Source organism: Micromonospora sp. CPCC 205739 (assembly GCF_036906795.1).
GTDB lineage: Bacteria > Actinomycetota > Actinomycetes > Mycobacteriales > Micromonosporaceae > Micromonospora.
On record NZ_JBAKHS010000003.1, the window covers coordinates 189979 to 215561 of the forward strand.

Sequence of the window (25583 nt, forward strand, 5' to 3'; positions counted from 1 at the left end):
CCCACGCCGCCGACCCGACCGGCCCCCGCAACGGCACCCGCCGCCGCGGCGGCACCCGCGCTCCCGAGGAGACCGTCGCGACCGCGCCCGACTCCCCCGGCGCCAGCGCCGCCGGAGCCTCCGCCGGGCTGGATGAGGTGCTCGACGCGGGCGAGCGGCCCGCCCCGCCGGCGGGACCGGACGGCGAGCCGCCGGCGGTCGCGCCGCTGCCCGAGGACCGGTTCCTCAACCGGGAACTGTCCTGGCTCGACTTCAACGCCCGGGTGCTGACGCTCGCCGAGGACCCGCGCACCCCGCTGCTGGAACGGGCGAAGTTCCTGGCCATCTTCGCCGGCAACCTCGACGAGTTCTACATGGTGCGGGTGGCCGGGTTGAAGCGCCGCCTCTCCGCCGGCCTGCCGGTACGCGGCGGGGACCGGCTGCCGCTGCGCACCCAGCTGGATCTGATCACCGAGCGGACCGCCGAGCTGGTCGGCCGCCAAGCCGCCTGCTTCGTCGAGGACGTGCTGCCCAAGCTGGCCGCCGAGGACATCCGCATCCTGCGCTGGGCGGAGCTGGACGACCCCGAGCGGGAACGGCTGCGCACCTACTTCCGGGAGCACATCTTCCCGGTGCTCACTCCGCTCGCCGTCGACCCGGCGCACCCGTTCCCGTACATCTCCGGCCGGTCGCTGAACCTGGCGGTGGCGGTCCGCGACCCGGACGGCGGGTCGGAGCTGTTCGCCCGGGTCAAGGTGCCCAACAACGTGCCGCGCTTCGTCCGGGTCGCCCGGGACCAGCCCGGGCTGCGGGTGCTGCCCGTCGAGGAGCTCATCTCGGTGCACCTGGGGCAGCTCTTCTCCGGCATGCAGGTGGTCGAGTGCCACCTGTTCCGGGTCACCCGCAACGCCGAGGTGGAGGTCGACGAGGACCGCGACGAGGACCTGCTCCAGGCCCTGGAGCGGGAACTGGCCCGGCGCCGCTTCGGCCCGCCGGTACGCCTGGAGGTCGCCGCCTCCATCTCCGACCACATGCTGGAGCTGCTCGTTCGGGAACTCGACATGGACGGGCACGACGTGCTCCGGGTGCCCGGTCTGCTGGACCTCTCGGCGCTCTGGCAGCTCTACGGGGAGGCCGACCGGCCCGACCTGAAGGACCCGCCGTTCGTGCCGGCCACCCACCCCCGGCTCGCCGAGGGCGAGGTGCCGCGCAGCGTCTTCGCCACCCTGCGCGACGGGGACGTGCTGGTGCACCACCCGTACCACTCGTTCGCCACCAGCGTGCAGCGCTTCATCGAGCAGGCCGCCGCCGACCCGAACGTGCTCGCCATCAAGCAGACCCTCTACCGCACCAGCGGCGACTCCCCCATCGTCGACGCGCTGGTCGACGCGGCCGCCGCCGGCAAGCAGGTGGTGGTGCTGGTGGAGCTGAAGGCGCGCTTCGACGAGGTGGCCAACATCGGCTGGGCGCGCACCCTGGAGCGGGCCGGCTGCCACGTCGTCTACGGCCTGGTGGGCCTCAAGACGCACTGCAAGACCGCGCTGGTGGTCCGCCAGGAGGGCAACCAGATCCGCCGCTACTGCCACATCGGCACCGGCAACTACCACCCGAAGACCGCCCGCCTCTACGAGGACTTCGGGGTGCTCACCGCCGACCCGGAGATCGGCGCCGACCTGACCGACCTGTTCAACGTGCTCACCGGCTACAGCCGGCAGACCGCGTACCGGCGGTTGCTGGTGGCGCCGCAGGGCATCCGCAGCGGCCTGATCGAACGGATCGAGCGGGAGATCGCCCACGTCCGCCTCGGCATGCCCGGGCTGGTGCAGTTCAAGGTGAACGCGCTGGTCGACGAGGAGATCACCGACGCGCTCTACCGGGCGTCCCGGGCCGGCGTCCACGTCGACCTGCTGATCCGGGGCATGTGCACGCTGCGGCCCGGGGTGCCGGGGCTGTCGGAGAACATCCGGGTCCGCTCGATCCTCGGCCGGTTCCTGGAGCACTCGCGGATCTTCCGGTTCGGCAACAACGGCGACGCGGAGTTCTGGATGGGCTCGGCCGACCTGATGCACCGCAACCTGGACCGCCGGGTGGAGGCCCTGGTGCAGGTGAGCGACCCGGTCGCCCGGGCCGAACTCGACCACGTGCTGACCGCCGCGTTCAGCCCCGAGGTGGAGGGCTTCGAGCTGTCCGGCGACGGCACCTGGACCCGCCGCGCCGGCACCCCCGAGGAGCCCCTGACCGACCTGCAGGAACTGCTGCTGCGCCGGGTGGGCGGCACCGCCGGCTGACCGGGAACCGCGTGCCGGGACGGGTATCGGGCCCCCGGCGCGGTGCCACCGGACGACCCCGAGCGGCCCGTACGGCGGGTCGCCCGGACGTAGGGTGGCCAGATGGCGCAGGAGCAACCGGTCGGCATCCGGGCGGCCGGTGGGGTGGCCTGGCAGCCGGACACCGACGGGGGCGTACGGGTCTGCCTGGTGCACCGGCCCCGCTACGGCGACTGGTCGCTGCCCAAGGGCAAGCTGGAGCACGGCGAGCACCCGCTGCTGGCCGCCGTCCGCGAGGTGGCCGAGGAGACCGACGTGCGGGCCGTGCCGCAGATCCGGCTCCCCACCGTGCACTACCGCAGCGAGGGCCGGCCGAAGACGGTGGACTACTGGTCGATGCGGGCGGTGGGCGAGGGCGGCTTCCAGCCCGACACCGAGGTCGACGCGGTGCGCTGGCTCGGCGTCGACGAGGCGGTGCGGCTGGTCAGCTACCCGCACGACGCCGAGGTGCTGGCCGCGTTCGCCGCGCTGCCCCAGGTCACCGCGACGATCGCGCTGGTCCGGCACGCGCACGCCGGCAAGCGGGCCACCTGGTCCGGCCCGGACGACGGGCGTCCGCTGGACGCGACCGGCCGGGCGCAGGCCGAGGCGCTGGCTCCGCTGGTGGCGCTGCTGCGCCCCACCCGGCTGCTGTCGGCCTCGGCGCGCCGCTGCGTGCAGACCCTCGACCCGACCGCGGCCCTGCTCGATCTGCCCATCGAGGTGCACGGCGACCTGGACGAGCCGCGACCGGGCCAACTGGGCGAGGAGTGCGCGCTGGCCGCCGCCGGCCGGTTGGCGGAGCTGGCCGCAGCCGGCGAGCCGGTGGCGGTGTGCAGCCAGGGCAAGGTGATCCCGGGGGCGTTGGAGCGGTTGACCGGGCGGCCCGACGACTACACCACCCCCAAGGGCGGCGGCTGGCTGCTCGCCTTCGCCGCCGACCGGCTGGTCGCCGCCGACCGGCTCTGAGCCGGGACCGGTCAGCGGGCACGGGCGCTGCCCCGGGTCGGGCCGATGACCGGGACGGCCCGGCGCTGCCTCGTGTCAGGCGAGGTGAGCGGGGCACGACGGTCCCGGCGGGCTGGCTCCCGGGTCAGGCCGCCGGCAGGGTGAGGGTCACCGCGACCGGCAGGTGGTCGCTGGCGGTGCCGCGCGGCGCGACGGCGTCGGCGCCGATGAGGCCGGGCGAGACCAGGACGTGGTCGATCTGCTCGCGCGGGTCGTCGGCGGGGCTGGTGGGCAACGGCCGGGCCGCCGCCAGGGCGTCCACCAGGCCGGCGCGGGTGAACTCGGCGAAGCCGGCGGCCCCGGGCTCGGTGTTCAGGTCGCCGGCCACCACCAGCGGCCGACCGGCGGCGTACCCGAGGGCGAACGAGGCCACCGCGCGGGCCTGGACCACCGGCTCCTGCCCGGGCGGCGGTTGCAGGTGGGTGGCGACCACCGCGACGCGTACGCCGGCACCGAGGTCCACGGTGACCCCGAGCGCCTGCGCGCCGGTGGGCGCGCCCACCGCCGGCAGCCGCCGGGTCCGGGCCGCCGCCAGCGGCCAGCGGCTCAGCACCGCGTCGCCCCAGAGCGGGTCGGCCGCGGGAGCGAAGACGTACGGCATGTCCAGCCGCTCGGCCATCAGGTCGAGGGTGTCGTGTCCGCCGTTGAGCAGCCAGCCCCGGTCCACCTCGCTCAGCACCACCACGTCGGCCCGGCCGACGGCGCGCGCCAGGGCGTCCGGGTCGAACCGGCCCTCCATGCCGAAGCCCATCCGGATGTTGTAGGCCGCCACCCGGACCGTCGCGGGCGGCCCCTCCCGGTTGCCGGCCACCAGCGTCTCGTCGGCGGTCAGCGCGGCGACCAACGCCAGCGCGGCCGCCCACCCGGCGGTCCGCACCGGGGGCAACGACGGCACGGTACGCGCCGGCACCGGCCCGGCGGACAGCGCGACCGCAGCGGTCAGCACGGCCACCACCACCGGCACCCACTGGTTGGGGTAGCCGAGGTCGTAGGCCGCGTAGTAGAGCACCGCCGCGACGGCGAAGACCAGCATTCCGCCCACCGCGGCGTACGCGCGCCTCCCCGCCGATCGGGTCGCCTCACCCAGGTCGGCGGGCTCGTCGCCCGGCCCGACCGCGCGCGGCTGCGCGCTGGTGCGCACGGCGACCGCATCGCCGTTCTGTCCCACCGCCCGAGGCTCGACGCTGGTCGCCACGGCGACCGGATCGCCGCTTCGTCCCACCCGCGGCTCGACGCTGGTCGCCACCGCAGCCGGATCGCCGTCTTGTCCGACCGCTCGTGACTCGGTGCTGGTCGCCACCGCAGCCGGATCGCCGTCTTGTCCGACCGCTCGTGACTCGGTGCTGGTCGCCACCGCAGCCGGATCGCCGTCTTGTCCGACCGCTCGTGACTCGGTGCTGGTCGCCACCGCAGCCGGATCGCCGTCTTGTCCGACCGCTCGTGACTCGGTGCTGGTCGCCACCGCAACCGGGTCACCGCCTTGTCCCGCGAGGGGATCGTCGCTCCGCCCGACGGGTCGCCCGGCGCGGAAACGGTCGTCGGCCGCGTCGCACCAGGACAGGCAGCCGCCGAGACCGACCGCGGTGAGCAGGACCGCCGGCAGCAGCAACTCCCCCCGACCCAGCCCCATCAGCACGGCCCCGGCGAGCAGGGCCGCCGGGCCGAGCCACCGGCGGACCGGCCGGCGTGGCGGCGACAGCGCGGCGAGCAGGAACCCGCCGACCGCGACCGCGATCGGCACCGGCCCCGACAGCGGCGTCACGGCCAGGCCCGCGCGCTGCGCGGGCGACGAGTCCAGCAGGCCGAACTGGTACGACATCGCGGCGCGGGCCACCGCCGGGGAGAGCGCCACCATGCCGGCGAGCAGCAGCGCCGGTCCGGCCAGCAGCCAGGCCCGGGCACCGCCGGGGCCGGCGGGCGACGCGGGCACCACCTGTCCGGCCAGGAAGAGCCCGGCCACCACGACGCCCACCACCCACACCTCCGCGCCACCCAGCCAGGGCGACCGGTAGGTGTCGGAGACGGTGTGCAGGACCGCGGCGGCGGCCAGGCCGAGCGCCAGTCCGGGTACGGGCCGGTCCGAACCGGCGGCCACGGCGGCGAGCCAGCAGAGGCCGGCGACCAGGCCGGCGGTGGCGAGCCAGAGCTGAGCCTGCCCACCGGGGAAGCCGGTGACGGCGAGCCGGGCCGCGGCCAGCACCACCGCGGCGACGAGGGCGACGGGCCGGGTGCCGACCCGGCGCAGCAGGGCCGGCGTGCCGAGCGCGAGCACGAACCAGCCGAGCGCGAAGGCGCCCAGCAGCTCGGCCGGAGTGGACGCCGCCTGCCCGAAGATGGTGATGACCGACGGCAGGAAGACCCGCAGCACGTCGGTCAGCAGGACCAGGCCGAGGGCGGTGACGACGGTGGTGCGGTGGCGGTAGCGCACGAGCCCCTCCTCGCCGAGCGGTGCGGCGATTCTGCGCACCCGGCGGGCGTCGGGTCAACGGTGCGCCCGGGTCGGAAAACGGCAGCAGGGGCGCCCACCGTGCGGTGGGCGCCCCTGCCGGGCGTACGTGCGCAGGTCAGCGTCGGGCGGCGGCCTTCTTCGCCGGAGCCTTCTTCGCCGGAGCCTTCTTCGCCGGGGCCTTCTTCGCCGGGGCCTTCTTGGCCGCCGTGCTCTTGGCGGCGGTGGTCTTCTTCGCCGTGGCGGACTTGGTGGCTCCGGCGGTCTTCTTCGCCGGGGCGGCCTTCTTGGTGGTGGCGGCCTTCGTCGCGGTGGTCTTGGTCGCGGCGGTCTTCTTCGCGGCCGTGGCGGTGGTCTTCTTCGCGGCGGCGGCCTTGGCACCGGTCGCCTTGGCGCCAGTCGCCTTGGCCCCGGTCGCCTTCGCGCCGGTCGCCTTCGCGCCGGTGGTCTTGGCGGCGGCGGCCGTGGTGGTCTTCTTCGCCGGCGCGGCGGCCTTCGGCACCTTTCCGCTGGCCACCATTTCCTTGAAACCGGCGCCGGCGCGGAAGGTCGGGACGGATGTCTTCTTGACCTTCACCGCCTCACCGGTACGCGGGTTGCGCGCTGTTCGGGCACCCCGGACACGCTTTTCGAACGCTCCGAATCCGGTGATCGCCACCTTTTCACCCTTGGTGACCGCCGCCTGGACCTCGGCGAGGACCGCGTCGAGCGCCGTCGTCGCCGTCTTGCGGTCCCCCAGGCGAGCGGCGAGCGCCTCGATGAGCTCGGCCTTGTTCACGACTTCCTCCCGATTGTGCAACTGACTCGACGCGAGCCATTCTGCGCGCACGGTATGCCCTGTGCTGCCGGGACACAAACATTCGGTGGAAAAAAGCCCTTGTGTCGTAACGGATTCACCCCCGCCGGGCGGACCGGCGGGGGCGAAAAACGGTGAACGATCGGGCGTACGGCTATGCCACGGCGGGCTTGAACGACGGCCGGGACGCCTCGTACGCACTGATCTGGTCGGCGTGCCGGAGGGTGAGTCCAATGTCATCCAAGCCCTCCATCAGCCGCCAGCGGCTGTGGTCGTCCAACGGGAACGACCAGCTAGCCGGGCCGAGGCGGACCTGGCGGGCGACCAGGTCGACGGTGACCTCGGTGCTCGGGTCGGACTCCACCCGGTCCCAGATCTCCTCGACGGCACTCAATTCCAGCTCCACCGGAAGGAGGCCTTCCTTGAGGGCGTTGCCCCGGAAGATGTCACCGAATCGCGGAGAGATCACCGCGCGGAAGCCCCAGTCGCGCAGCGCCCAGACGGCGTGCTCCCGCGATGATCCGGTGCCGAACTCCGGACCGGCCACGAGAATCGACGCCCCGGAATGGGCCGGATCGTTGAGCACGAATGCGGGGTCCTCCCGCCACGCGCTGAACAGTCCGTCCGCGAAACCGGTCCGGGTCACCCGCTTGAGGTACACGGCCGGAATGATCTGATCGGTGTCCACGTTGGATCGCCGCAGCGGCACGGCGGTGCCGGTGTGGGTGGTGAACTTGTCCATCTCTCGGGTGCCCTTCTACAGGTCGGCGGGGGCGGCGAGCCGACCGGCCACGGCGGTGGCGGCGGCGACCGGCGGGGACACCAGGTGGGTGCGCCCTCCCCGGCCCTGGCGGCCCTCGAAGTTGCGGTTGGAGGTCGAGGCCGAGCGCTGGCCGGGCTTCAGCGTGTCCGGGTTCATCCCGAGACACATGGAGCAGCCGGCGAAGCGCCACTCGGCGCCCGCGTCGACGAAGACCTTGTCCAGCCCCTCGGCCTCGGCCGCCTCCCGGACGGCCGCGGAACCGGGCACCACGAGCATGCGTACGCCGTCGGCGACCCGGTGCCCGCGCAGCACGTCGGCGGCGGCGCGGAGGTCCTCCAGCCGGCCGTTGGTGCAGGAGCCGACGAAGACCACGTCGACCGCGAGGTCGCGCAGCGGCGTGCCCGGCGTGAGCGCCATGTACTCCAGCGCCCGGCGGGCGGCGGTGCGCTCCGCGTCGGTGCCGAACTCCTCCGGGTCCGGCACGGCGGAGCCGAGCGGCGCGCCCTGCCCCGGGTTGGTGCCCCAGGTGACGAACGGGGTGATCCGGCTGGCGTCGAGGGTGACCTCGGCGTCGAAGGTGGCCCCCTCGTCGGTGGGCAGGCTGCGCCAGTAGGCCAGCGCCGCGTCCCAGTCGGCACCCTGGGGCGCGTGCGGCCGCCCCTTGAGGTACGCGAAGGTGGTCTCGTCCGGCGCGATCAGGCCGGCCTTGGCGCCCCACTCGATCGACATGTTGGCGACGGTCATCCGCCCCTCCATGGACAGCGCGCGGATCGCCTCGCCCCGGTACTCCACGATGTGCCCGCGCCCGCCGCCGGTGCCGACCTGGGCGATCAGCGCGAGGACCAGGTCCTTGGCGGTGACGCCGGGGCCGAGCTGACCGGTCACGTTGACCGCCATGGTGCGGGGCCGGGCCTGCGGCAGCGTCTGGGTGGCCAGCACGTGTTCGACCTCACTGGTGCCGATACCGAAGGCCAGCGCTCCGAAGGCGCCGTGGGTGGCGGTGTGCGAGTCGCCGCAGACGATGGTCATACCGGGCTGGGTGACGCCCAGCTGCGGGCCGATGACGTGCACGATGCCCTGGTTCTCGTCGCCCAGCGGGTGCAGCCGGAGGCCGAACTCGGCGCAGTTGCGACGCAACGTCTCGATCTGCGTACGCGAGGTGGGGTCCGCGATGGTGAGCAGGTCACCTCGGCGCAACCGGAAGCTCGGGTCGTCGTAACCGGTCGGGGTGTTGTGGTCCTCGGTCGCGAGCGTGAGGTCGGGACGACGGACCGGGCGACCGGCCAGGCGCAGCCCGTCGAACGCCTGCGGGCTGGTCACCTCGTGCAACAGGTGCAGGTCGATGTAGAGCAGGTCCGGCTCACCCTCGGCGGTCCGTACCACGTGCGCGTCCCAGACCTTCTCGGCCAGGGTCCTCGGTTGAGTGACTCCCACCATCTGGACATCCTAAATTCTGGGAGGTAAGTTTCGGCTTGTGGGACACAGTATGAGCGGTGTCGGCGTCCTCGACAAGGCGGTGGTCATCCTGGCCGCCTGTGTCGACGGCGCCAGCCTGGCCGAACTCGTTGAACGCACCAAGCTGCCCCGGGCCACCGCGCACCGGCTGGCGCAGGCACTGGAGATCCACCGCATGCTGGTCCGGGACACCCAGGGACGCTGGCGTCCGGGGCCCCGGCTGGGCGAACTGGCCAACGCCGCCCCGGACGTGCTGCTGACCGCCGCCGAGCCGCTGCTGGCCGCGCTGCGCGACGCCACCGGGGAGAGCGCCCAGCTCTACCTGCGCCGCGCCGACGAGCGGGTCTGCGTGGCCGCCGCCGAGCGGGCCAGCGGCCTGCGGGACACCGTGCCGGTCGGCTCGGTGCTGCCGATGACCGCCGGTTCGGCGGCGCAGATCCTGCTCGCCTGGGAGCCCCCGGAAGCGGTCATGCCGCTGCTGCCCCGCGCCAAGTTCACCGGCCGCACCCTCGCCGAGGTACGCCGCCGAGGCTGGGCGCAGAGCGTCGCCGAGCGGGAGGCGGGTGTGGCGAGCGTCTCGGCGCCGATCCGCGACCGCACCGGCCGGGTCATCGCCGCGGTCAGCATCTCCGGCCCCATCGAGCGCCTGGGCCGACGCCCCGGCGAACGCCACGCCATGGCGGTCGTCCGCGCCGGCCAACGCCTCTCCGGTCTCTGACCCCCTGATCAGTCCCACCCCCGCTCGTGAACCGGGCGGCTGGCGAGCAGGTCTGTTGTTCGCTGTAGAGCTGATGTCGTGAACGAATCACGGGCAATCGGCCTGCCGCGCGACGCTGGCGCGCGGTGCTGGCCCGCACCCGGTGAATCGTCTACGACATCAGCTCCACAGCGTCTCCGACCCACTGTTGGAGGCCGGCTCCACCGGGGTCGAGACGCACGCGGAAGCCGTCGCGGCGCCCCGGAATCATCGCGTCGCCGCAGACAGCGGCGTCCGGCCTCCCAGCCCTTCTCGACCCATGCCGGGCAGTCGTAGAGGTTCTGCGGGCGTCGGTGAGGGCCAGCGGTCCCGGCAAGGCGAACGGCCCGCCTCGCTCGCGCGAGACGGGCCGTTCTGCGGTGTAGCCCCGACCGGATTCGAACCGGCGCTACCGCCTTGAGAGGGCGGCGTCCTGGGCCGCTAGACGACGGGGCCAGGCACTTTTCCTGCTTCACCGCCCTGCTGGGCGGTGCCGCTGTAGTCTAGCGGCACCAGCAGCGGCGGACCACGAGGGGGTCCGCGGCGCGGGGGCCCGCTGGTCCGGCCACCAACAGAAGAGCGCCCCCGAGCCGAGCATCGGGCGTCACGGGGACACGAAACAGCCCGCCCCACCGAAGTGGAACGGGCTGTCAGCGCTGTAGCCCCGACCGGATTCGAACCGGCGCTACCGCCTTGAGAGGGCGGCGTCCTGGGCCGCTAGACGACGGGGCCAGAACTTCACCTGCTTCCCCACCCTCGCGGGTGAGGAAGCTGCACTCTATCAGAGATCATCTACCGTCCCTTGGGAGGGACGGAGCGGAACTCCGCCAGAATCCAGCGTCCGGGATTCTCGCGAATCCGCGGTTGCGCTGGGGTACCAGGACTCGAACCTAGACTAACTGAACCAGAATCAGTCGGGCTGCCAATTACCCCATACCCCATTGGCCCCTTGCGGCGCCGGGAATGAACTTTACCCTCCCCGCGCCAGCAGGCCAAATCCAACCCCCCGGAACGCCTGTGAGCTGCGAAAACAGGGGCGTCGGACGCGTCAGGCGACCGGCACCACCGGATTGGTGAGCTCGCCGATCCCCTCGATCCGCACGGTGACCGTATCCCCCTCCGTGAGCGGGCTAACCCCCGCCGGCGTGCCGGTCAGCACCACGTCGCCGGGGAGCAGCGTCATCACGTGCGAGATGTACGACACCAGGGCCGGTACGTCGAAGACCATGTCCTTCGTCCGGCCGAGCTGGCGTACCTCCATCTCGTCCGGGTTGCGGCCCACCTCGCACCGGATCTCCAGGTCGGAGACGTCCAGCCCGGTGGTGATCCAGGGGCCGATGGGGCAGAACGAGTCGAAGCCCTTGGCCCGGGTCCACTGCCCGTCCGAGCGCTGGAGGTCCCGCGCCGTCACGTCGTTGGCGCAGGTGTAGCCGAAGATGGCCTTCTCCGCGGCGGCCCGGTCGGCGCGGCGGGCACCCGGGGCGCCGATCACCACGGCCAGCTCGGCCTCGTGCTCGACCTGCTTGGAGAAGATGGGCAGGCGGATGGCGTCCCGCGGCCCGATCACCGACGTGGACGGCTTCAAGAACAGCAGCGGCTCCTTCGGCACCTCGCCGCCGTGCTCGGCGGCGTGCTCGGCGTAGTTGCGCCCGACACAGACCACCTTGCTGGGCAGGATCGGCGAGAGCAGCCGGACGTCGGAGAGCGCCCAGCGGGCACCGGAGAAGGTGAGCTTGCCGAACGGGTGACCCTCGATCTCGGCGATGGTCAGGCCCTGCGGGCCCACCCCCGGCTCGCCCTCGACGGCCCCGAACGACATTCCCTTGGCATGAGCAAAACGAGCGATACGCACCAGGCCAATCTAGCGCCGGCGGCGTGGTGGCATCCCGTCGACGCCGCACCCCGGGGGCGGCGTCGGCGCAGCGTACGCGATCGGCGGGCGGTCGGGGCGGGCTTCGGCACTTCGTACCCGGGCGGAGGTTCGCCGCCCCTACCGTCGGCTCCGGAGGTTCGTTCGTATGCCTGCATCGAGACGACACCACAGGACCCTCGCCGTGATCGTGAACGGCCTGGGCGTCCTCGCCGCCGTACCGGCCGTGCCGACGGCGACACCCGCGACCAGGGCCGAGGCCGCACCGGCGGTCAGTGCGCCGGCCAGCCCGGCAGCGGCACCCGCGGTCAACGCGCCGGCCGGCCCGACGGCCGCACCCGCACCCACCCGCCCGGCCACGCCGGCCGGCCCCGTCGCACCGGCGGGACACGCGGCCCCGGCGGCACCCGGAGCGGCGGCGACCGGGGTCGTGATCCCGGTGACACCGGGGGCGCCGGCGCCGGGGATGGCCACCACCGCGAATCCGGGTGCACCCCGACCGGCGCCGCCGGTCACCGTGACGGTGGCGCCGGCCGGGACACCCGTGCCGGGCTACCGGATCCGGGTCCGCAACGACAGCATCCTGCCGGTCGACACCACCGTGCGGCAGGAACTGCCTGCCGGCGCGGCCACCACCGCGGTGAGCGCGGGTGGCCGGGTCGACCGGTCCGCCGGGACCGGCGCCGGCGAGGTGACCTGGCGGCTCCGGCTGCCGGCGCGCAGCACCACGACGTTGGACACCGCGCTGGCGGCGACCGCGCCGGGCCGGTCGGTGACCGCGCCGGCCTGCGCGTTCACCAGCGACGGCAACCGGCCGTACGACTGCGCCACCGCCACCTGGCAGGCCGCCGCAGCCCCGGCGGCCGAGGTGGAGGAGGCGGCCCCGGCCTGGCGCCGGCCGCCGATCCTCGCGGCGGCGCTGGCCGCGCTGCTGGTGCTCGCCTTCGGCGGCGTCTGGTGGTGGCAGCGGGCACGGCGCCGGCGCAGCGGCGTCGAGCCGACCGGTGCCGCCCCGACCGCCGTCGGCAGTCCGGAGTACGCGGGCGGAACCGCGGCCCCCGGCGGTGGCACCGTCTACCCGCGTCCGGCCGCGCCCGCCGGGTCCGGGCGACGCCGTACCCCACCGGTCTGGATGGTCGTCGGCGTGGCCGCCGCGATCCTGGCCGGGGTGGTCTTCGCGGCGGCGTGGACGGCCACCCAGCGGGTCGCCGCGATCGACACCTCGAAGCAGCCGACCAGTGGCGCCTGGATGGGCCACAGCGTCACCGCCGGGGTCGGCGTGCCGGTACGCGAGAAGGCGTTCGAGTTCACCGTCTACCGGGTGAAGTGCGAGACCGCCGGCGGGACGGGCCGCCGGTGCCAGGCGACCGTCGGGGTGCGCAACGTCACGCCCGAGCAGCAGACCTGGCACGGCGAACTCCAGCGCGCCTACCTGCCCGGGGGCAACTGGGTCAGCACCGACGAGCCGGCCACCCGAGTGGCGAACCTGGGCCGGGACGTCTTCGCCCAGCCGGTCGCGGCCGGCAACCGGGTGGTGCTGCCGCTGGTCTTCACGGTCAACGGGGCGCAGAAGCCGAAGCAGCTGGAGCTGCGCAGCGGGGTCTTCTCCGCCGGGGTCCGGGTGGACGTGCCCTGACCGGCGGTCGGGCGGCGGTCGTACCCTGGGGTGCGTGACCGCCGCCCTCGCACCCGCCGCCCTCGACGCGGCCGACTGGCAGGCCCGCCGGGCCGCGCACGTCGCCCGGGTCGACGCGTGGCTGGCGCCGCACCTGGCCCGCCGGCGCGGCGGCGTGCGGCACCCGGTCGAGGACTTCCTCTTCACCTACTACTCGCACCGGCCGGCGCAGCTGCGCCGCTGGCACCCGGGCGCGGGGGTGGTGCTGCGCGACGCGGACCCGGCCGAGTTCGGCGGGGACTACCGCGCCGACGCCGCCGGGGTCACCCTCGACACCGACCGGGTACGCGCGCGCCGCGCCGACTCGATCACCTGGATCCGCGACCTGCTCGCCGCGACCGCCAGCCGGCCGGCCCACCTCGGCTGCTTCGGCATGCACGAGTGGGCGATGGTCTACCGGCAGACCCAGGAGGAGGTCCGGCACAACGCCTGGCCGCTGCGCCTGAGCCCGGAGCGCACCGCCGCGGTGGTCGAGGAGCGGGGCGTGCGGTGCAGCCACTTCGACGCGTACCGGTTCTTCACCGCGCCGGCCCGCCCGCTGAACCTGCTCAGCCCGACCCGGGAGAGCCAGCACGCGTTGGAGCAGCCGGGTTGCCTGCACGCCAACATGGACCTCTACAAGTGGGCGTACAAGCTCTCCCCGCTGGTCCCCTCGGAACTGGTGGCGGACTGCTTCGCCCTGGCCCGGGAGATCCGCACGCTGGACATGCGGGCCAGCCCGTACGACCTGTCCGCGCTGGGCTACCCGCCGGTGCGGGTCGAGACGGTCGAGGGCCGGCACGAGTACGTGCAGGCGCAGCGGTCGTTCGCGGAGCGTGGTGCGCCGCTGCGCGCGCGTCTGATCGCCGAGTGCGACCGGCTCCTCGCCGCCTGACCGGGACCGGTCGGGCTCACCGCGCGGGGTGACCCCGGTGGGCCGCCCACTCCGGGGCGAGGATGGACATCACCGTGGCGTCCACCCAGCGGTCGCCGTCGCGCAGCACCTGCCGCAGTACGCCCTCGGCGACGAAGCCGACCTTCTCGTACACCCGGCGGGCGCGCGGGTTGAAGGCGAACACCTCCAGCGAGATGCGGTGCAGGCCGAGCCGTTCGAAGCCGTGGCCGACGATGAGGCGTACCGCCTCGGTGCCGAGGCCACGGTTCTGGCCGACGGCCACCAGCAGGGTGCGGAAGTTGCAGTTGGCGTGGTGCGGGTCCCAGTCGTTCAGCACCACCTCGCCGACGCAGGCGCCGGTGGCGTTCTCCACCACGGCCAGGTCGAGCCGGTCGGTCTGCGCGTTACGGCTGCCGTACCAGGAGCGCAGCCGCTCCTCGTCGATCTCGTCGGGCGGGCTGCCGGTCAGCCGGGCCAGCTCCGGATCGGCCAGCGCCGACCGGAAGGTCGCGACGTCGTCGTCGACGAACGGGCGCAGCGTCACCAGGTCACCGGCGAGGGTGGGCTTGGTGGCGAAGTCGGGGGCGGTCACCGGACGAATTGTCGGCAGCCCGTCCGCCGGCCTCAACCGCTTTACGCGGTGGACCGCTGGTCGCGGCGGCGCAGTCGCTCCTCCAGCTCGGCCATGGTGTCGACGAACCAGAGCTGGTCGCGGCGGTTGGACTCGGTGACGAAGTCCCGCAGGGCGGTGCTGCGCGCGACGTGCGCGGAGATGTCGCCGACCACGACCACCGGCAGCCGGTAGTTGACGAACTTCTGCACCAGCTCACCGGCCACCCCGGTACGCAGGGTGAAGAACTCGTCGGCGAGCCGCCGGACCGGCAGCACCACCAGCTCCGCGCCCTGGCCGAGCGCCTCGCCGATCACGTCCAGCGCGTCGCCGCCCCCGCACAGCCGGGGCCCGTCGGGGGCGCAGGCGAGCAGCGTACGGCCGTGCAGCGTGACCAGGGTGTCGGTGGACATGCTGGCAGCCTAGGCACCGGGCGCGCGGCGGCACACCGGATTTCCCGCTCAGTCGCCGTCGACCCGGCGGTCCCGCTTGCGTTGCGACTGGCGCTTCTTCTCCGCCAGCCGGCGTTCCTTCGCGCCGCGCGACGGGCGGGTCGGCCGCCGGGGCGGTGGCGGGGGCGCGACGGCCTCGCGCAGCAGCGCGATGAGCCGTTCCCGGGCGGCCTCCCGGTTGGCGAGCTGGGCGCGGTGTTCGCTGGCGGCGATGGTGAGCACCCCGTCGACCAGGCGGCCGGCCAGCCGGTCCAGCGCCCGCGCCCGCAGGGCCGGCGGCAGGCTGGGCGAGGCGGCCAGGTCGAAGCTCAGCTCCACCCGGGAGTCGGTGGTGTTGACCCCCTGCCCACCCGGCCCGGACGACCGGGAGAACCGTTCCCGCAGCTCGGCGGCGGGCACGATCCACCGGTCGGTCACCCGCAGTCCGTCGTCCACGCCCCGAGGCTAGCGCCCCTTCGGGGCACCGCGGGTGGCGGATGAACTCGGCGAGGGGCTCGGCCCCGGTTCCGCGCGGTCGTGGTCGGGGCCGACGGCGGCGTACGCGACCGCGCCGACGAGCAGCAGCGCGATGACCCCGACCTTGGTGGTGACCGCCCGGACCAGCAGCCAGGCGGTCTTGCGGGCACCGGGCACCGCGTTCTTGGCGGCCTTGTAGTCGGTCCAGCCGCGCTTGGCCCGGGCGTACTGCACGCCCACGCCCCATCCGACGAAGAGTCCCACCGCCAGCAGGACCGCTATGAGAGGAAGCTCCACCCACGCCAGTATCCATACTCAGCGTGATATTTCTATGGGCCGATGGTTCCACGCCAGGTATCCGACAGTTTTACCGTTACGACCGTCCGGTCCTGGCCCGCCCGACTCAGCCGCCTTTGCCGATGATGGTGTCGGCGGTCTGCTGCACCTGCTCGATCGGGATGGCGAAACCGATGCCGATCGAGCCGTTGCCGTCGATGGTGGCGATCGCGGTGTTCACCCCGACCACCTCGCCCCGGGAGTTGACCAGCGGGCCCCCGGAGTTGCCCGGGTTGATCGAGGCGTCGGTCTGCACCGCGCTGCGCCGGATGGTGCCGAGGCGTACCTGGCGGTCCAGCGCGCTGACGATCCCGGCGGTGACCGTCCCGGCCAGGCCGAGCGGGGAACCGACCGCCAGCACCGGCTCACCGACCCGGGTGGAGCCCGGCTTGGCCAGCGGCAGCGGCGTCAGCCCGGCCGCCGCCGGCACCCGCAGCACCGCGAGGTCGCTGCCGGGTTCCCGGCCGACCACCTCGGCGGGGTACCGCCGGCCGTCGTTCAGCTCCACGATCACCCCGCCGGTGCCGCCCCGGGCCAGGATGTGGTCGTTGGTGATGATGTGCTGCTGGTTGTCGATGGCGAACCCGGAACCGGACGCGGACCCGGCCGAGCCGCCGCCGACCAGAACCGACACCACGCCCGGCACGGTCTTCTGCGCGGCGGTCACCAGTTCCGCCGGGACCGGTGCGGCGGACGCCGCCGTCGGCCCCGCGCCGCCGTCGCGGCCGGCCACCCAGCCGCCGGCCGCCGCGCCGGAGACGGTGGAGAGCGCCACCACCGCCGCCGCGGTCAGCAGCCGGCCGCGCCAGCGCCGTCGCGACGGGTCCTCCCCCGCCCCCGGTACGTCCCACCGGGGCCGACCGTCCGGCCCCAGCTCGGGCGAGACGAACCACGGTCCCCGGGGCTCGCCCAGTCCGGTCTGCACTGCCATGCGTGCGCTCCTCACTGTCGCTCCGGCGGGCTCAGGGCAGGCGGGAGAACCACCGCATCGACCCGGCCGCGGCGCCCATCGCGAACATCAGCCCGAGGCCGATGAACCGGGCGGAGATGTCCTGGCGTTCGGTGCGGTAGCCGACCGAGGAGCCGATGTCCTCGTAGACCTCGCGCAGTTCCTCGCTGCTGCCGGCGGAGTGGAAGCCACCCCCGGTGTCCTCGGCGACCGCCTTGAGGGTCTGCCCGTCGACCGGCACCTGGATCGGCCGGCCGCCGCGGTCGACGAACCCGCCGGGGGTGCCGAAGGAGATGGTGTGCACCGGCACCTTGGCCGTCACGGCCGCCGCGGCGGCCTCCATCGGGTCCATGCCGGAGGTGTTCGCCCCGTCGGAGAGCAGGATGACCCGGGCCGGGGGCGGCTGCTTCGCCGCGTTGGAGTCCAGGCTCTTGACCGCGCCGAGCGAGGCGCTGATCGCCTCGCCGATCGCGGTGCCCTGCACCCCGGTGATGCCCTCGGCGAGGCGGTCGATCCCCTCGTGCAGCGCCTCCCGGTCGGTGCCGGGCGGCACCACCACCGCCGCGCTGCCGGCGAAGGCGACCAGGCCGACGTTGAACTCGTCGGGCAGGCCGTCGACGAAGTTCCGGGCCGCCTCCTTGGCGGCGGCGAGCCGGTCCGGTTCCACGTCGGTGGCGAGCATCGAGGTGGAGACGTCCACGGCCACCATGACGGTGGCCCGTTCCCGGGGCACCCGCACCTCGGCCGTCGGCCGGGCGAAGCCCACCACGAGCAGCGCCAGCATGGCCAGGAAGAGCCCGGCCGGCACGTGCCGCCGCCAGGCGGGCCGGGTCGGCGCGACCCGGTCGAGCAGCCGCAGGTTGGTGAAGCGCACGGCGTACCGGCTGCGCCGGCGCTGGGCGAGCAGGTAGCCGCCGGCCAGCGCGAGCACGCCGAGCAGCAGCAGGAGACGGGCGGGCGACTGCCAGGTCACGCGGCACCTCCCCGGGCGGCGGCCGGCGCGGCCGCCAGGCGGCGTTGGGCGTGTACGTGGCGGACCACGTCGGCGGTCCAGTCCCGGTCGGTGCGCAGCACCAGGTGGGTGGCGCCGGAGCGGCGCAGCGCCCGGCGTACCTGCTCGCGCTGGGCGGCCGCCGCGCTGGCGTAGCGCCGGCGCAGCGCCTCGTCGCCGGTCCAGACCTCCCGCCGCCGGCCGGTCTCCGGGCAGACCAGGGTGATCAGGCCGACGTCCGGCAGTTCCAGCTCGCGCGGGTCGGTGATCTCGACGGCGAGCACCTGGTGCCGGGCGGCGAGGCGGCGCAGCGCCGGCTCCCAGGGGGTCGGCTCGTCGTGGTGCTCGGGCAGGCCGTCGAGGAAGTCGGAGACCACCACGACCAGGCCGCGCCGGGTGGCGACGCGCTGCATCGCCGCGAGCGCCGCCGCCAGGTCGGGTGGTTCGGGCGGGACCGTCCGCTCGTCGTGGTCGCCGGTACGCGGGGCGGCCAGCAACATCCGGAGCAGGCTCAGCAGATGGGTACGGCCGCTGCGGGCCGGGAAGCGGCGCAGCCCGGCCGGGGTGAGCACCTGCGCGCCGAGCCGGTTGCCGGTGCCGGCGGTGAGGAAGCCGACGGCCGCGACGGCCGCCACCGACAGCTCCCGCTTGTCCAGCTCGGCGGTGCCGAACTCCATGCTGGGGCTGGCGTCGACCAGCAGCCAGGTGCTGAGTTCACGGTCGGCGTCGACCTCGCGGACGTGCGGCACGGTGGTGCGGGCGGTGACCGCCCAGTCCATCCGGCGCACCTCGTCCTCGCCGGGGCGGTACTCCCGGCTGCCGGCGATCTCGCTGCCCGGCCCGGGCAGCAGGCCCCGGTGCTGGCCCTGGAGCAGCCCGTCGAGCCGCCGGGTGACGGTCAGTTCCAGCCGGCGCAACCGCTGGTCTCCGGTGAGGTCGGCCAGGCCCGGACCGGCGGGCGCCGGTGCGGCGGGGCGCCTCATGCGGCGGCCAGGTCGGGAGTCTGCTCGGGCTGCGGGGTGGCCAGCATGGGCGGGGGCACCGCCTGCACCAGCCGGTGCACCAACGCCTCGGGCGAGACCCCGTCGGCCACCGCGTCGAAGGAGAGCACCAGCCGGTGGGCCAGCACGTCCACGGCGAGTTCGCGGACGTCCTCCGGCAGCACGTACTCCCGGCCGCGCAGCAGCGCCTGGGCTCGGGCGGCGGCGACCAGGCCGAGGGTGGCCCGGGGGCTCGCCCCGTACGCCAGCATCGGCGCGATGTCGGGCACCCCGAAGCGGCCCGGGTCGCGGGTGGCGAGGATGAGGCGGACGACGTACTCGGCGATCGCGTGGTGCACGAAGATGTGCTCGGCGCGCTGTTGCAGCGCGCGCAGCCGGCCCGGGTCGAGCACCTGGTGCGCGCGGGGCCGGTCGGTGCTCATCCGGTAGAGGATGGCCAGCTCGTCGGCGTCGCTCGGGTAGTCGACCACGATCTTCATGAGGAACCGGTCGCGCTGCGCCTCGGGGAGCTGGTAGACCCCCTCGGACTCGATCGGGTTCTGGGTGGCGAGCACCAGGAACGGCTCCGGCACCGGCCAGCTCCGCCCGCCGATGGAGACCTGGCGCTCGGCCATCGCCTCCAGCAGCGCGGACTGCACCTTGGCGGGGGCCCGGTTGATCTCGTCGGCCAGCACCAGGTTGGCCATGATCGGGCCCAGTTCGATGTCGAAGGTCTCCTTCGACGCGCGGTAGATGCGGGTGCCGACGATGTCGGAGGGGACCAGGTCGGGGGTGAACTGGATCCGGGAGAAGGTGCCACCCACGACGGTGGCGAGGGTCTGCGCGGCCAGCGTCTTGGCCACGCCGGGTACGCCCTCCAGCAGGCAGTGTCCGTCGGCGATCAGGGCGGTGAGCAGGCGCTCGACGAGCCGATCCTGCCCGACGATCACGCGTCTGACCTCGAAGAGGGTCTGTTCCAGCTCGTTGCCCGCCGCATCGGGATCGGCCGGGCTGGGCAGGCTGGCCAGGGTGTCCGAGATGTCCGTCACGGTGCTTGCTTCCCGGCCCACCGGGTGGACAAACGTCGGAATATCAGCCCCTCGGAGGCCCTTTCCCACCCGGAGCGGGACGAGGCATCCGTTACCTCGTCAGCGGGTCCCGACGGCGCGTTCCACACCAGACGGTGCCGGCCCTCACGAAGGGGGCCGGCACCGGTTGGCGGGTGTTGCTCAGTTGGCGACGATCAGGTGGAACGGCCGGTCCGCCGGCGTGCCACCGGAGGTCCGGGTCTGGATGAAGACCGCGTTGGGGGTCAGGTAGCGCGGCGCGACCGACACCTCGCCACCGGACGGGACGTTGTTCGGGTCGGTCGTGCCGATGGTCGCCACGTAGGCCTTGCGCGTGACGTTGTAGTCGAACAGCACCTGGTACTGCCCGGGGCCGTACTTGGTGGTGGACACGACGTTGGCGGAGCCCCGCAGCAGCGTGCCGTTGGCGGCGACGACGGCCCAGGCGACGGCGCCGGCGGTCGGCGGCGCGGCCAGGGTCGCGCCCTGCTGCATCGCCGCCTTTGCCTTGCGCGCGTCGTCCGCCGAGACGGGCGGCTGGGTGCTGCCGCCGGGCTGCCGGGCGCCAGGCTGGCTGACCTCGGCCGGGGCCTTGGTCGTCGGTTGGGCGGCGGCGATCCCACCACCGGTGAGGGTGAGCGCCAGGACGCCGAGCGTCACCGCCGCCGCCTTGCGCCTGAAGAATGTGGCCATGACAGGTCTCCCCTTTTTCTGACCGTGGTGATACGGCCGACGCGCCTTTTCGGGCGAGCCGGTCGATTGTTGCGGACGAGCCGGGTTGACGAAAGCGATGCACTTTCATCCGCACCAGACATGCTGATTTCTCAACAGTCTTTACCCGGCCTGAACTGGCATTACTACGCTCCGTTGTGGGCGCCACAACCAGGAGGAAGGTAGCACCGGAGAAAGCCGAGCGTCAATAGTCCATCAGCATGCACGCATTCTTGGCGGCGATTTCTGAAATCGTGAGAACCGAAGGCTGCACCATTCACGAAATGGTGTGGCACCCCCGGCGGCACGGGCCCGAGCGCTAGTCTGACGCTCATGATCACCACGGATGCGCCGGCCCGGACCACGCTCGGGTGGCGGGCCCTGCTCTGCTGGCTGGCGGTGATCCCCGGGGCCGCCTGGGCGCTGATCCGCCTGGCCGGGCTGGAACGCGGGCCGCTGGTGCAGGCGGTCGCCTTCACCCCGTACGTCGCGGCGTGGAGCCTGGTGCCGGTGGTGCTGGCGCTCGCCCTGCGGCGTCGCGGGCCGACGGCGGTCGCGGCGGTGGTGGCGCTGGCGCTGCTCGGCACGGTGGCACCCCGCGCGATCGCCTCCGGTCAGCCGGCGGCCGGCGGGCCGGTGCTGCGGCTGCTCACCGCCAACCTGCTCAAGGGCGACGCCGACGCGCGCACCCTGGTCGACCTGGTACGCCGGCACCGGGTGGACGTCCTGGCGGTGCAGGAGTTCACCCCCGAGGCGCGCGCCGCGCTCGACCGGGAGGGCCTGGCCGGGCTGCTGCCCCACCACCAGCTCAATCCGGAGGTGGGCACCACCGGATCGGGGCTCTACGCCCGCTGGCCGCTCACCGACGGCGGCTTCCGGCGCAACGCGGGCTTCCAGTTCACCCAGGCGTACGCCACCCTGGCGGCGCCGGGGGCGCCCCCGCTGCGGGTCGAGTCGGCCCACCCGGCCGCGCCGTACGCGGTGCACGTGGTCGACGAGTGGTTCGCCGACCTGCGGGCGCAGCCCCCGGCGACCCCGGACGGACCGCTGCGCATCCTCGCCGGGGACTTCAACGCCACCCTCGACCACGCCCCGCTGCGCGCGCTGCTGGCCAGCGGGTACGTCGACGCGGCCGACGCCGCCGGGGCGGGACTCAGCGGCACCTGGGGCCCGTACGACGGCGACCTCATCCCGCCGGTCACCATCGACCACGTGCTGGTCGACCGGCGGATCGCCGTCCGGGCCGTCTCGGTGCACCCGGTGCCCGGCAGCGACCACCGCGCGGTGCTGGCCGAGCTGCGTCTGCCCGCCGCCTGACCCCGGCCGCGCCCGGGCGGCTCGCACCCGGGCGGCTCAGAACCGGGACGCTCAGACCCTTGCGCGGTCCAGACCGTAGGTGAGCGCGTCGACCAGGGCGTGCCAGCTCGCCTCCACCACGTTGGGGTGCACGCCGACCGTCGTCCAGTCGCGGCCGGTGCCGTCGGCGGTCTCCAGCAGCACCCGGGTCACCGCGCCGGTGCCGTGGCTGCCTTCCAGGATGCGCACCTTGTAGTCGGCCAGCTCGAAGTCGCGCAGCTCCGGGTAGTGCCGGGACAGGCCGACCCGCAGCGCCTCGTCGAGGGCGTTGATCGGGCCGTTCCCCTCGGCGGTGGCGATCACCCGCTCGCCACGTACCCGGATCTTGACGGTGGCCTCGGAGACCACCGCGCCGTCCTCGCGGTGCTCGACCAGCACCCGGTACGACTCCAGCGCGAACGGCCGGGGCGGCGCGGCATCCGGCAGCTCGGAGCGGACCAGCAGCTCGAACGAGGCGTCGGCCGCCTCGAACGACCAGCCGCCGGCCTCCAGCTCCTTGACCCGGCTGGTGACCTTCGACAGCGTCTCCGGATGGCCGGCCAGGTCCAGGCCCAGCTCGCGGCTCTTGAGCTCGACGCTGGCCCGGCCGGCCATCTCGGTCACCAGGATCCGCATGTCGTTGCCCACCACCGCCGGGTCCACGTGGTTGTAGAGCAACGGGTCGACCTTGATCGCGCTCGCGTGCAGCCCGGCCTTGTGGGCGAAGGCGGCGGCCCCGGCGTACGCCTGGTGGGTGTCGGGGGCGATGTTGGCGATCTCGGCGATGGCGTGCGAGACCCGCACCATCTGCTCCAGGCAGCCCTCGGGTAGGACGGGCAGCCCGAGCTTGAGCTGGAGGTTGGCGACGACGGCGAAGATGTCGGCGTTGCCGGGGCGCTCGCCGTACCCGTTGGCGGTGCCCTGGACGTGCCGGACCCCGGCCTCGACGGCGGCGAGGGTGTTGGCCACCGCGCAGGCGGTGTCGTTCTGGGCGTGCATGCCGAACAGCTCCGGGGCCAGGCCGGTGCGCGCGGTCAGGTCGGCGATCGCGGCGGTGACGTGGGACGGCAGCATCCCGCCGTTGGTGTCGCAGAGCACGAACCGCTCGGCGCCCGCGGCGAGCGCGGTCTCGACCACCGCGGCGCCGTACGCCGGGTCGTGCCGGTAACCGTCGAAGAAGTGCTCGCCGTCGACGAAGACCCGCCGGCCCTGCGCGACCAGGTGGGTGACGGTGTCCCGGATCATCGCCAGGTTCTCCGCGCCGGTGGTGCGCAGCGCCCGTTCGACGTGCCGGAGGTCGGCCTTGGCGACCAGGGCCACCGCCGGGGTCTCGGCGTCGAGCAGCCCCTGCACCTGCGGGTCGGCCGCCGCCGTCGTCCCGGCCCGGCGGGTGGCGCCGAAGGCGACCAGGACCGCGTGCCGCAGGTCCAGCTCGGTGCGCGCCCGGCGGAAGAACTCGGTGTCCTTGGGCACCGCACCCGGCCACCCGCCCTCGATGAAGCCCACCCCGAACTCGTCGAGCAGCCGCGCCACGGCCAGCTTGTCGACCACCGAGTAGGTGAGCCCCTCACGCTGGGCGCCGTCGCGCAGCGTCGTGTCGTACACCTGGAACGTCATGGGAGTGCCTTCCTCACGAGCCTCGGGCGGGGAGCAACAAAAAGACCCCCCGCGGATGCGGGAGGTCTGCGCGCTCGGCGGAGGGGAAGCCGGCGCGCTAGCTGCCAATAATCAGGGCGGTGCTGGTCACGATCGCCACTCTGCCACCCCGCCCCTGGTTTTGGGAGGAACAATCCAGATACCGGGATGGTGACGCAGGGTGCCCGGGGCCGGATCCACCGGCGCGGCCGGGACGGAACGGGTCGCTCGTGATCGACTTCACAAGTCGCCCGGCCGCCACCAGGCGGAAACGACACTGCGGAAGTATCTGGAACCGATCAAGTTACCGGCTTCGTGCCGCTGACAAGCCGCTGCCAAGGAGGACCCGTGCTCACTGTCGGTGACCGCTTCCCTGAGTACGAACTCACCGCCTGCGTCTCGCTCGACGCCGACAAGGCGTTCGAGACCATCAACCACAAGTCCCACGAGGGCAAGTGGCGGGTGGTCTTCTTCTGGCCGAAGGACTTCACCTTCATCTGTCCGACGGAGATCGCCGAGTTCGGCCGCCTCAACGACGAGTTCGCCGACCGCGACGCCCAGGTGCTCGGCGTCTCGGTGGACAACGAGTTCGTCCACTACGCCTGGCGCAAGGACCACCCGGACCTGCGCGAGCTGCCCTTCCCGATGCTCAGCGACATCAAGCGCGAGCTGACCTCGGCGTGCGGCGTGCTCGGCGAGGACGGCGTGGCGCAGCGGGCCACGTTCATCGTCGACCCGAACAACGAGATCCAGTTCGCCATGGTCACCGCCGGGTCGGTCGGCCGCAACGTGTCCGAGGTGCTGCGGGTGCTCGACGCCCTGCAGACCGACGAGCTGTGCCCGTGCAACTGGAACAAGGGCGGCGCGACCCTCGACGCCAACGCGCTGCTCGCCGGCGCCGGTGCCTGAGATGGGTCTCGACGCGATCAAGGCGGCGCTGCCCGAGTACGCCAAGGACATCAAGCTCAACCTCGGCTCCACGGTCGGCACCTCCACCCTGAAGCCGGAGCAGGCCTGGGGTACCGCCGTGGCCTGCGCGGTCGCGGCGCGCAACCCGGTGGTGCTGAAGGAGATCGTCGACGAGGCGGGCGCCCACCTCACGCCGGAGGCGGTCGAGGCGGCCAAGGGCGCCGCCGCCATCATGGCGATGAACAACGTCTACTACCGGGCCAAGCACCTCATCGGCGACGAGCAGTACGCCTCGATGCCGGCCCGGCTGCGGATGCAGATCATCGCCCGGCCCGGCGTGGACAAGGGTGACTTCGAGCTCTGGTGCCTCGCCGTCTCGGCGATCACCGGCTGCGGCGTCTGCCTGGAGTCGCACGAGAAGGCGCTGCGCGCCGCCGGATACACCCGGGAGCAGGTGCACGAGGGGCTGCGCATCGCCGCCGTCGTGCACGCCGCCGCGGTGGCGCTCGACGCGCAGGCCGCGCTGGCCTGAGCCGTACGCCCCGGTGGGCCGGTGCCGCGATCGCGGCGCCGGCCCACCGTCGTTTCCGGCCCGCAGCGTGTGGGAGGGGGCCGGTCCGGGTACCTCAATTCCGGACACGGAAGACGAACCCTGGCGAACGACGAGGACAGTCGGGACAGGAGTTACCCATGGACAGGCTTGACCCGCACAGCACGCACGGCACGACCGAGCCGGTGCTCGACGGCGGTCAGGGAGCCTTCGCCGGAGGTGCGCCCGCGGGCGCCTTCAACCCGTGGAGCTACCGCGACGAGGCCGGGGTGGCCGACGCCGACCTGGTCGGCTACAAGGTCGAGGCCACCGACGGCGGCATCGGCAAGATCGACAACGCGAGCCACGAGGTCGGCGGCAGCTACCTGGTCGTCGACACCGGGCCGTGGATCTTCGGCAAGAAGGTCATGCTGCCGGCCGGCACCGTCAACCACGTCGACCACGACGAGCGGAAGGTCTACGTCGACCGCGGCAAGGACCAGATCAAGGCCGCTCCGGAGTACGACGAGACCAGCCACAGCGACCCGGCCTACCGCGACGAGCTGGGCGGCTACTACGACGAGACCTACGGCAACCTGCCCCCGGGCACCGCGCGCTGACCAATCGACCGTGACGGCCGGTGGGGTGGTACCCCACCGGCCGTTACCGTGTCAGCGTGGACGCCATCGAAGAGGTCAACCGCAGAATCCCCTTC

The 25583-nt window shown here is 73.6% G+C and carries 24 protein-coding genes and 3 tRNA genes; 9 read left to right on the forward strand and 18 right to left on the reverse strand.

Going from position 1 to position 25583, the window contains the following annotated elements:
* Positions 1-128: 128 nt before the first annotated feature.
* Both V6U88_RS07010 and V6U88_RS07015 read left to right on the forward strand, forming a co-directional pair.
* Positions 129-2267 (forward strand): RNA degradosome polyphosphate kinase, encoded by a 2139-nt coding sequence (locus V6U88_RS07010; RefSeq protein WP_442934588.1) that lies wholly within the window; start codon positions 129-131, stop codon positions 2265-2267.
* Between the two features lie 102 nt (positions 2268-2369).
* The gene (locus V6U88_RS07015) at positions 2370-3254 is read left to right on the forward strand and encodes an NUDIX hydrolase (RefSeq protein WP_334450945.1); all 885 of its coding nucleotides are present in this window, start codon (positions 2370-2372) and stop codon (positions 3252-3254) included.
* Between the two features lie 124 nt (positions 3255-3378).
* Here V6U88_RS07015 and V6U88_RS07020 read toward each other — a convergent pair whose 3' ends face one another.
* The 4 genes from V6U88_RS07020 to leuC all read right to left on the reverse strand — a co-directional run bounded on the left by V6U88_RS07020 (position 3379) and on the right by leuC (position 8735).
* Positions 3379-5760 (reverse strand): endonuclease/exonuclease/phosphatase family protein, encoded by a 2382-nt coding sequence (locus V6U88_RS07020; protein ID WP_334450946.1) that lies wholly within the window; start codon positions 5758-5760, stop codon positions 3379-3381.
* A 97-nt stretch (positions 5761-5857) separates the two neighbouring features.
* On the reverse strand, positions 5858-6517 hold the full coding sequence (locus V6U88_RS07025; protein ID WP_334450947.1) for an HU family DNA-binding protein: 660 nt from the start codon (positions 6515-6517) through the stop codon (positions 5858-5860).
* Positions 6518-6689: 172 nt separating this feature from the next.
* Entirely contained in the window at positions 6690-7277 is a 588-nt protein-coding gene (gene leuD, locus V6U88_RS07030; protein WP_334450949.1) for a 3-isopropylmalate dehydratase small subunit, read from the reverse strand.
* Between the two features lie 15 nt (positions 7278-7292).
* Positions 7293-8735 (reverse strand): 3-isopropylmalate dehydratase large subunit, encoded by a 1443-nt coding sequence (leuC, locus tag V6U88_RS07035; protein ID WP_334450951.1) that lies wholly within the window; start codon positions 8733-8735, stop codon positions 7293-7295.
* Positions 8736-8784: 49 nt separating this feature from the next.
* On the opposite strand from leuC, the gene V6U88_RS07040 reads away from it, so the two are divergent.
* Positions 8785-9471 (forward strand): IclR family transcriptional regulator, encoded by a 687-nt coding sequence (locus V6U88_RS07040; protein WP_334450952.1) that lies wholly within the window; start codon positions 8785-8787, stop codon positions 9469-9471.
* 401 nt (positions 9472-9872) lie between these two features.
* Here the strand turns inward: V6U88_RS07040 and V6U88_RS07045 are convergent.
* The 4 genes from V6U88_RS07045 to V6U88_RS07060 all read right to left on the reverse strand — a co-directional run bounded on the left by V6U88_RS07045 (position 9873) and on the right by V6U88_RS07060 (position 11341).
* Positions 9873-9945: transfer RNA gene (locus tag V6U88_RS07045), tRNA-Glu, on the reverse strand.
* 203 nt (positions 9946-10148) lie between these two features.
* A tRNA-Glu gene (locus V6U88_RS07050) sits at positions 10149-10221 on the reverse strand.
* A 137-nt stretch (positions 10222-10358) separates the two neighbouring features.
* Positions 10359-10430: transfer RNA gene (locus tag V6U88_RS07055), tRNA-Gln, on the reverse strand.
* Between the two features lie 107 nt (positions 10431-10537).
* Positions 10538-11341, reverse strand: coding sequence for a fumarylacetoacetate hydrolase family protein (locus V6U88_RS07060; RefSeq protein ID WP_334450953.1), 804 nt, complete (start codon positions 11339-11341; stop codon positions 10538-10540).
* Between the two features lie 166 nt (positions 11342-11507).
* Here V6U88_RS07060 and V6U88_RS07065 point away from each other — a divergent pair, with 166 nt between their 5' ends.
* Positions 11508-12995: a hypothetical protein gene (locus V6U88_RS07065; RefSeq protein WP_334450954.1), complete on the forward strand. Its 1488-nt coding sequence runs from the start codon at positions 11508-11510 to the stop codon at positions 12993-12995.
* A gap of 34 nt (positions 12996-13029) precedes the next feature.
* Complete coding sequence (locus V6U88_RS07070) at positions 13030-13908, forward strand: 3-methyladenine DNA glycosylase (RefSeq protein ID WP_334450956.1); 879 nt, start codon at positions 13030-13032, stop codon at positions 13906-13908.
* Between the two features lie 16 nt (positions 13909-13924).
* Here the strand turns inward: V6U88_RS07070 and V6U88_RS07075 are convergent, their stop codons facing one another.
* The 9 genes from V6U88_RS07075 to V6U88_RS07115 all read right to left on the reverse strand — a co-directional run bounded on the left by V6U88_RS07075 (position 13925) and on the right by V6U88_RS07115 (position 20442).
* The gene (locus V6U88_RS07075) at positions 13925-14500 is read right to left on the reverse strand and encodes a GNAT family N-acetyltransferase (protein WP_334450957.1); all 576 of its coding nucleotides are present in this window, start codon (positions 14498-14500) and stop codon (positions 13925-13927) included.
* 41 nt (positions 14501-14541) lie between these two features.
* Positions 14542-14931, reverse strand: coding sequence for a DUF4180 domain-containing protein (locus tag V6U88_RS07080; RefSeq protein WP_334450958.1), 390 nt, complete (start codon positions 14929-14931; stop codon positions 14542-14544).
* Between the two features lie 48 nt (positions 14932-14979).
* Positions 14980-15405 (reverse strand): alternative ribosome rescue aminoacyl-tRNA hydrolase ArfB, encoded by a 426-nt coding sequence (arfB, locus tag V6U88_RS07085; RefSeq protein WP_334450959.1) that lies wholly within the window; start codon positions 15403-15405, stop codon positions 14980-14982.
* A 9-nt stretch (positions 15406-15414) separates the two neighbouring features.
* Positions 15415-15723 carry a hypothetical protein gene (locus tag V6U88_RS07090; protein WP_334450961.1) on the reverse strand — a complete coding sequence of 103 codons (309 nt, stop codon included), beginning with the start codon at positions 15721-15723 and terminating at the stop codon, positions 15415-15417.
* A gap of 106 nt (positions 15724-15829) precedes the next feature.
* Entirely contained in the window at positions 15830-16693 is an 864-nt protein-coding gene (locus V6U88_RS07095) for a S1C family serine protease (RefSeq protein ID WP_334450963.1), read from the reverse strand.
* Positions 16694-16724: 31 nt separating this feature from the next.
* Positions 16725-17684, reverse strand: coding sequence for a VWA domain-containing protein (locus tag V6U88_RS07100; RefSeq protein WP_334450965.1), 960 nt, complete (start codon positions 17682-17684; stop codon positions 16725-16727).
* Positions 17681-18685 (reverse strand): DUF58 domain-containing protein, encoded by a 1005-nt coding sequence (locus V6U88_RS07105; protein WP_334450967.1) that lies wholly within the window; start codon positions 18683-18685, stop codon positions 17681-17683. Before V6U88_RS07105 ends, V6U88_RS07100 begins: the two co-directional genes overlap by 4 nt.
* Entirely contained in the window at positions 18682-19731 is a 1050-nt protein-coding gene (locus tag V6U88_RS07110; protein WP_334450968.1) for an AAA family ATPase, read from the reverse strand. The genes V6U88_RS07105 and V6U88_RS07110 overlap by 4 nt, the downstream gene beginning before the upstream one ends.
* 180 nt (positions 19732-19911) lie before the next feature.
* Positions 19912-20442, reverse strand: coding sequence for a hypothetical protein (locus tag V6U88_RS07115; RefSeq protein ID WP_334450970.1), 531 nt, complete (start codon positions 20440-20442; stop codon positions 19912-19914).
* Positions 20443-20793: 351 nt separating this feature from the next.
* Between V6U88_RS07115 and V6U88_RS07120 the strand changes: the two genes are divergently transcribed.
* Positions 20794-21777, forward strand: coding sequence for an endonuclease/exonuclease/phosphatase family protein (locus V6U88_RS07120; RefSeq protein WP_334450971.1), 984 nt, complete (start codon positions 20794-20796; stop codon positions 21775-21777).
* A gap of 51 nt (positions 21778-21828) precedes the next feature.
* On the opposite strand, the gene cimA is transcribed toward V6U88_RS07120, so the two are convergent.
* Positions 21829-23412 carry a citramalate synthase gene (cimA, locus tag V6U88_RS07125; protein ID WP_334450973.1) on the reverse strand — a complete coding sequence of 528 codons (1584 nt, stop codon included), beginning with the start codon at positions 23410-23412 and terminating at the stop codon, positions 21829-21831.
* A gap of 366 nt (positions 23413-23778) precedes the next feature.
* On the opposite strand from cimA, the gene V6U88_RS07130 reads away from it, so the two are divergent.
* The 3 genes from V6U88_RS07130 (at position 23779) to V6U88_RS07140 (ending at position 25488) form a co-directional block, all read left to right on the forward strand.
* Entirely contained in the window at positions 23779-24339 is a 561-nt protein-coding gene (locus V6U88_RS07130; RefSeq protein ID WP_334450974.1) for a peroxiredoxin, read from the forward strand.
* Position 24340: 1 nt separating this feature from the next.
* Positions 24341-24871 carry a carboxymuconolactone decarboxylase family protein gene (locus V6U88_RS07135; RefSeq protein WP_334450976.1) on the forward strand — a complete coding sequence of 177 codons (531 nt, stop codon included), beginning with the start codon at positions 24341-24343 and terminating at the stop codon, positions 24869-24871.
* 158 nt (positions 24872-25029) lie between these two features.
* Positions 25030-25488 carry a PRC-barrel domain-containing protein gene (locus V6U88_RS07140; RefSeq protein WP_334450978.1) on the forward strand — a complete coding sequence of 153 codons (459 nt, stop codon included), beginning with the start codon at positions 25030-25032 and terminating at the stop codon, positions 25486-25488.
* The last annotated feature ends 95 nt before the right edge of the window (positions 25489-25583 follow it).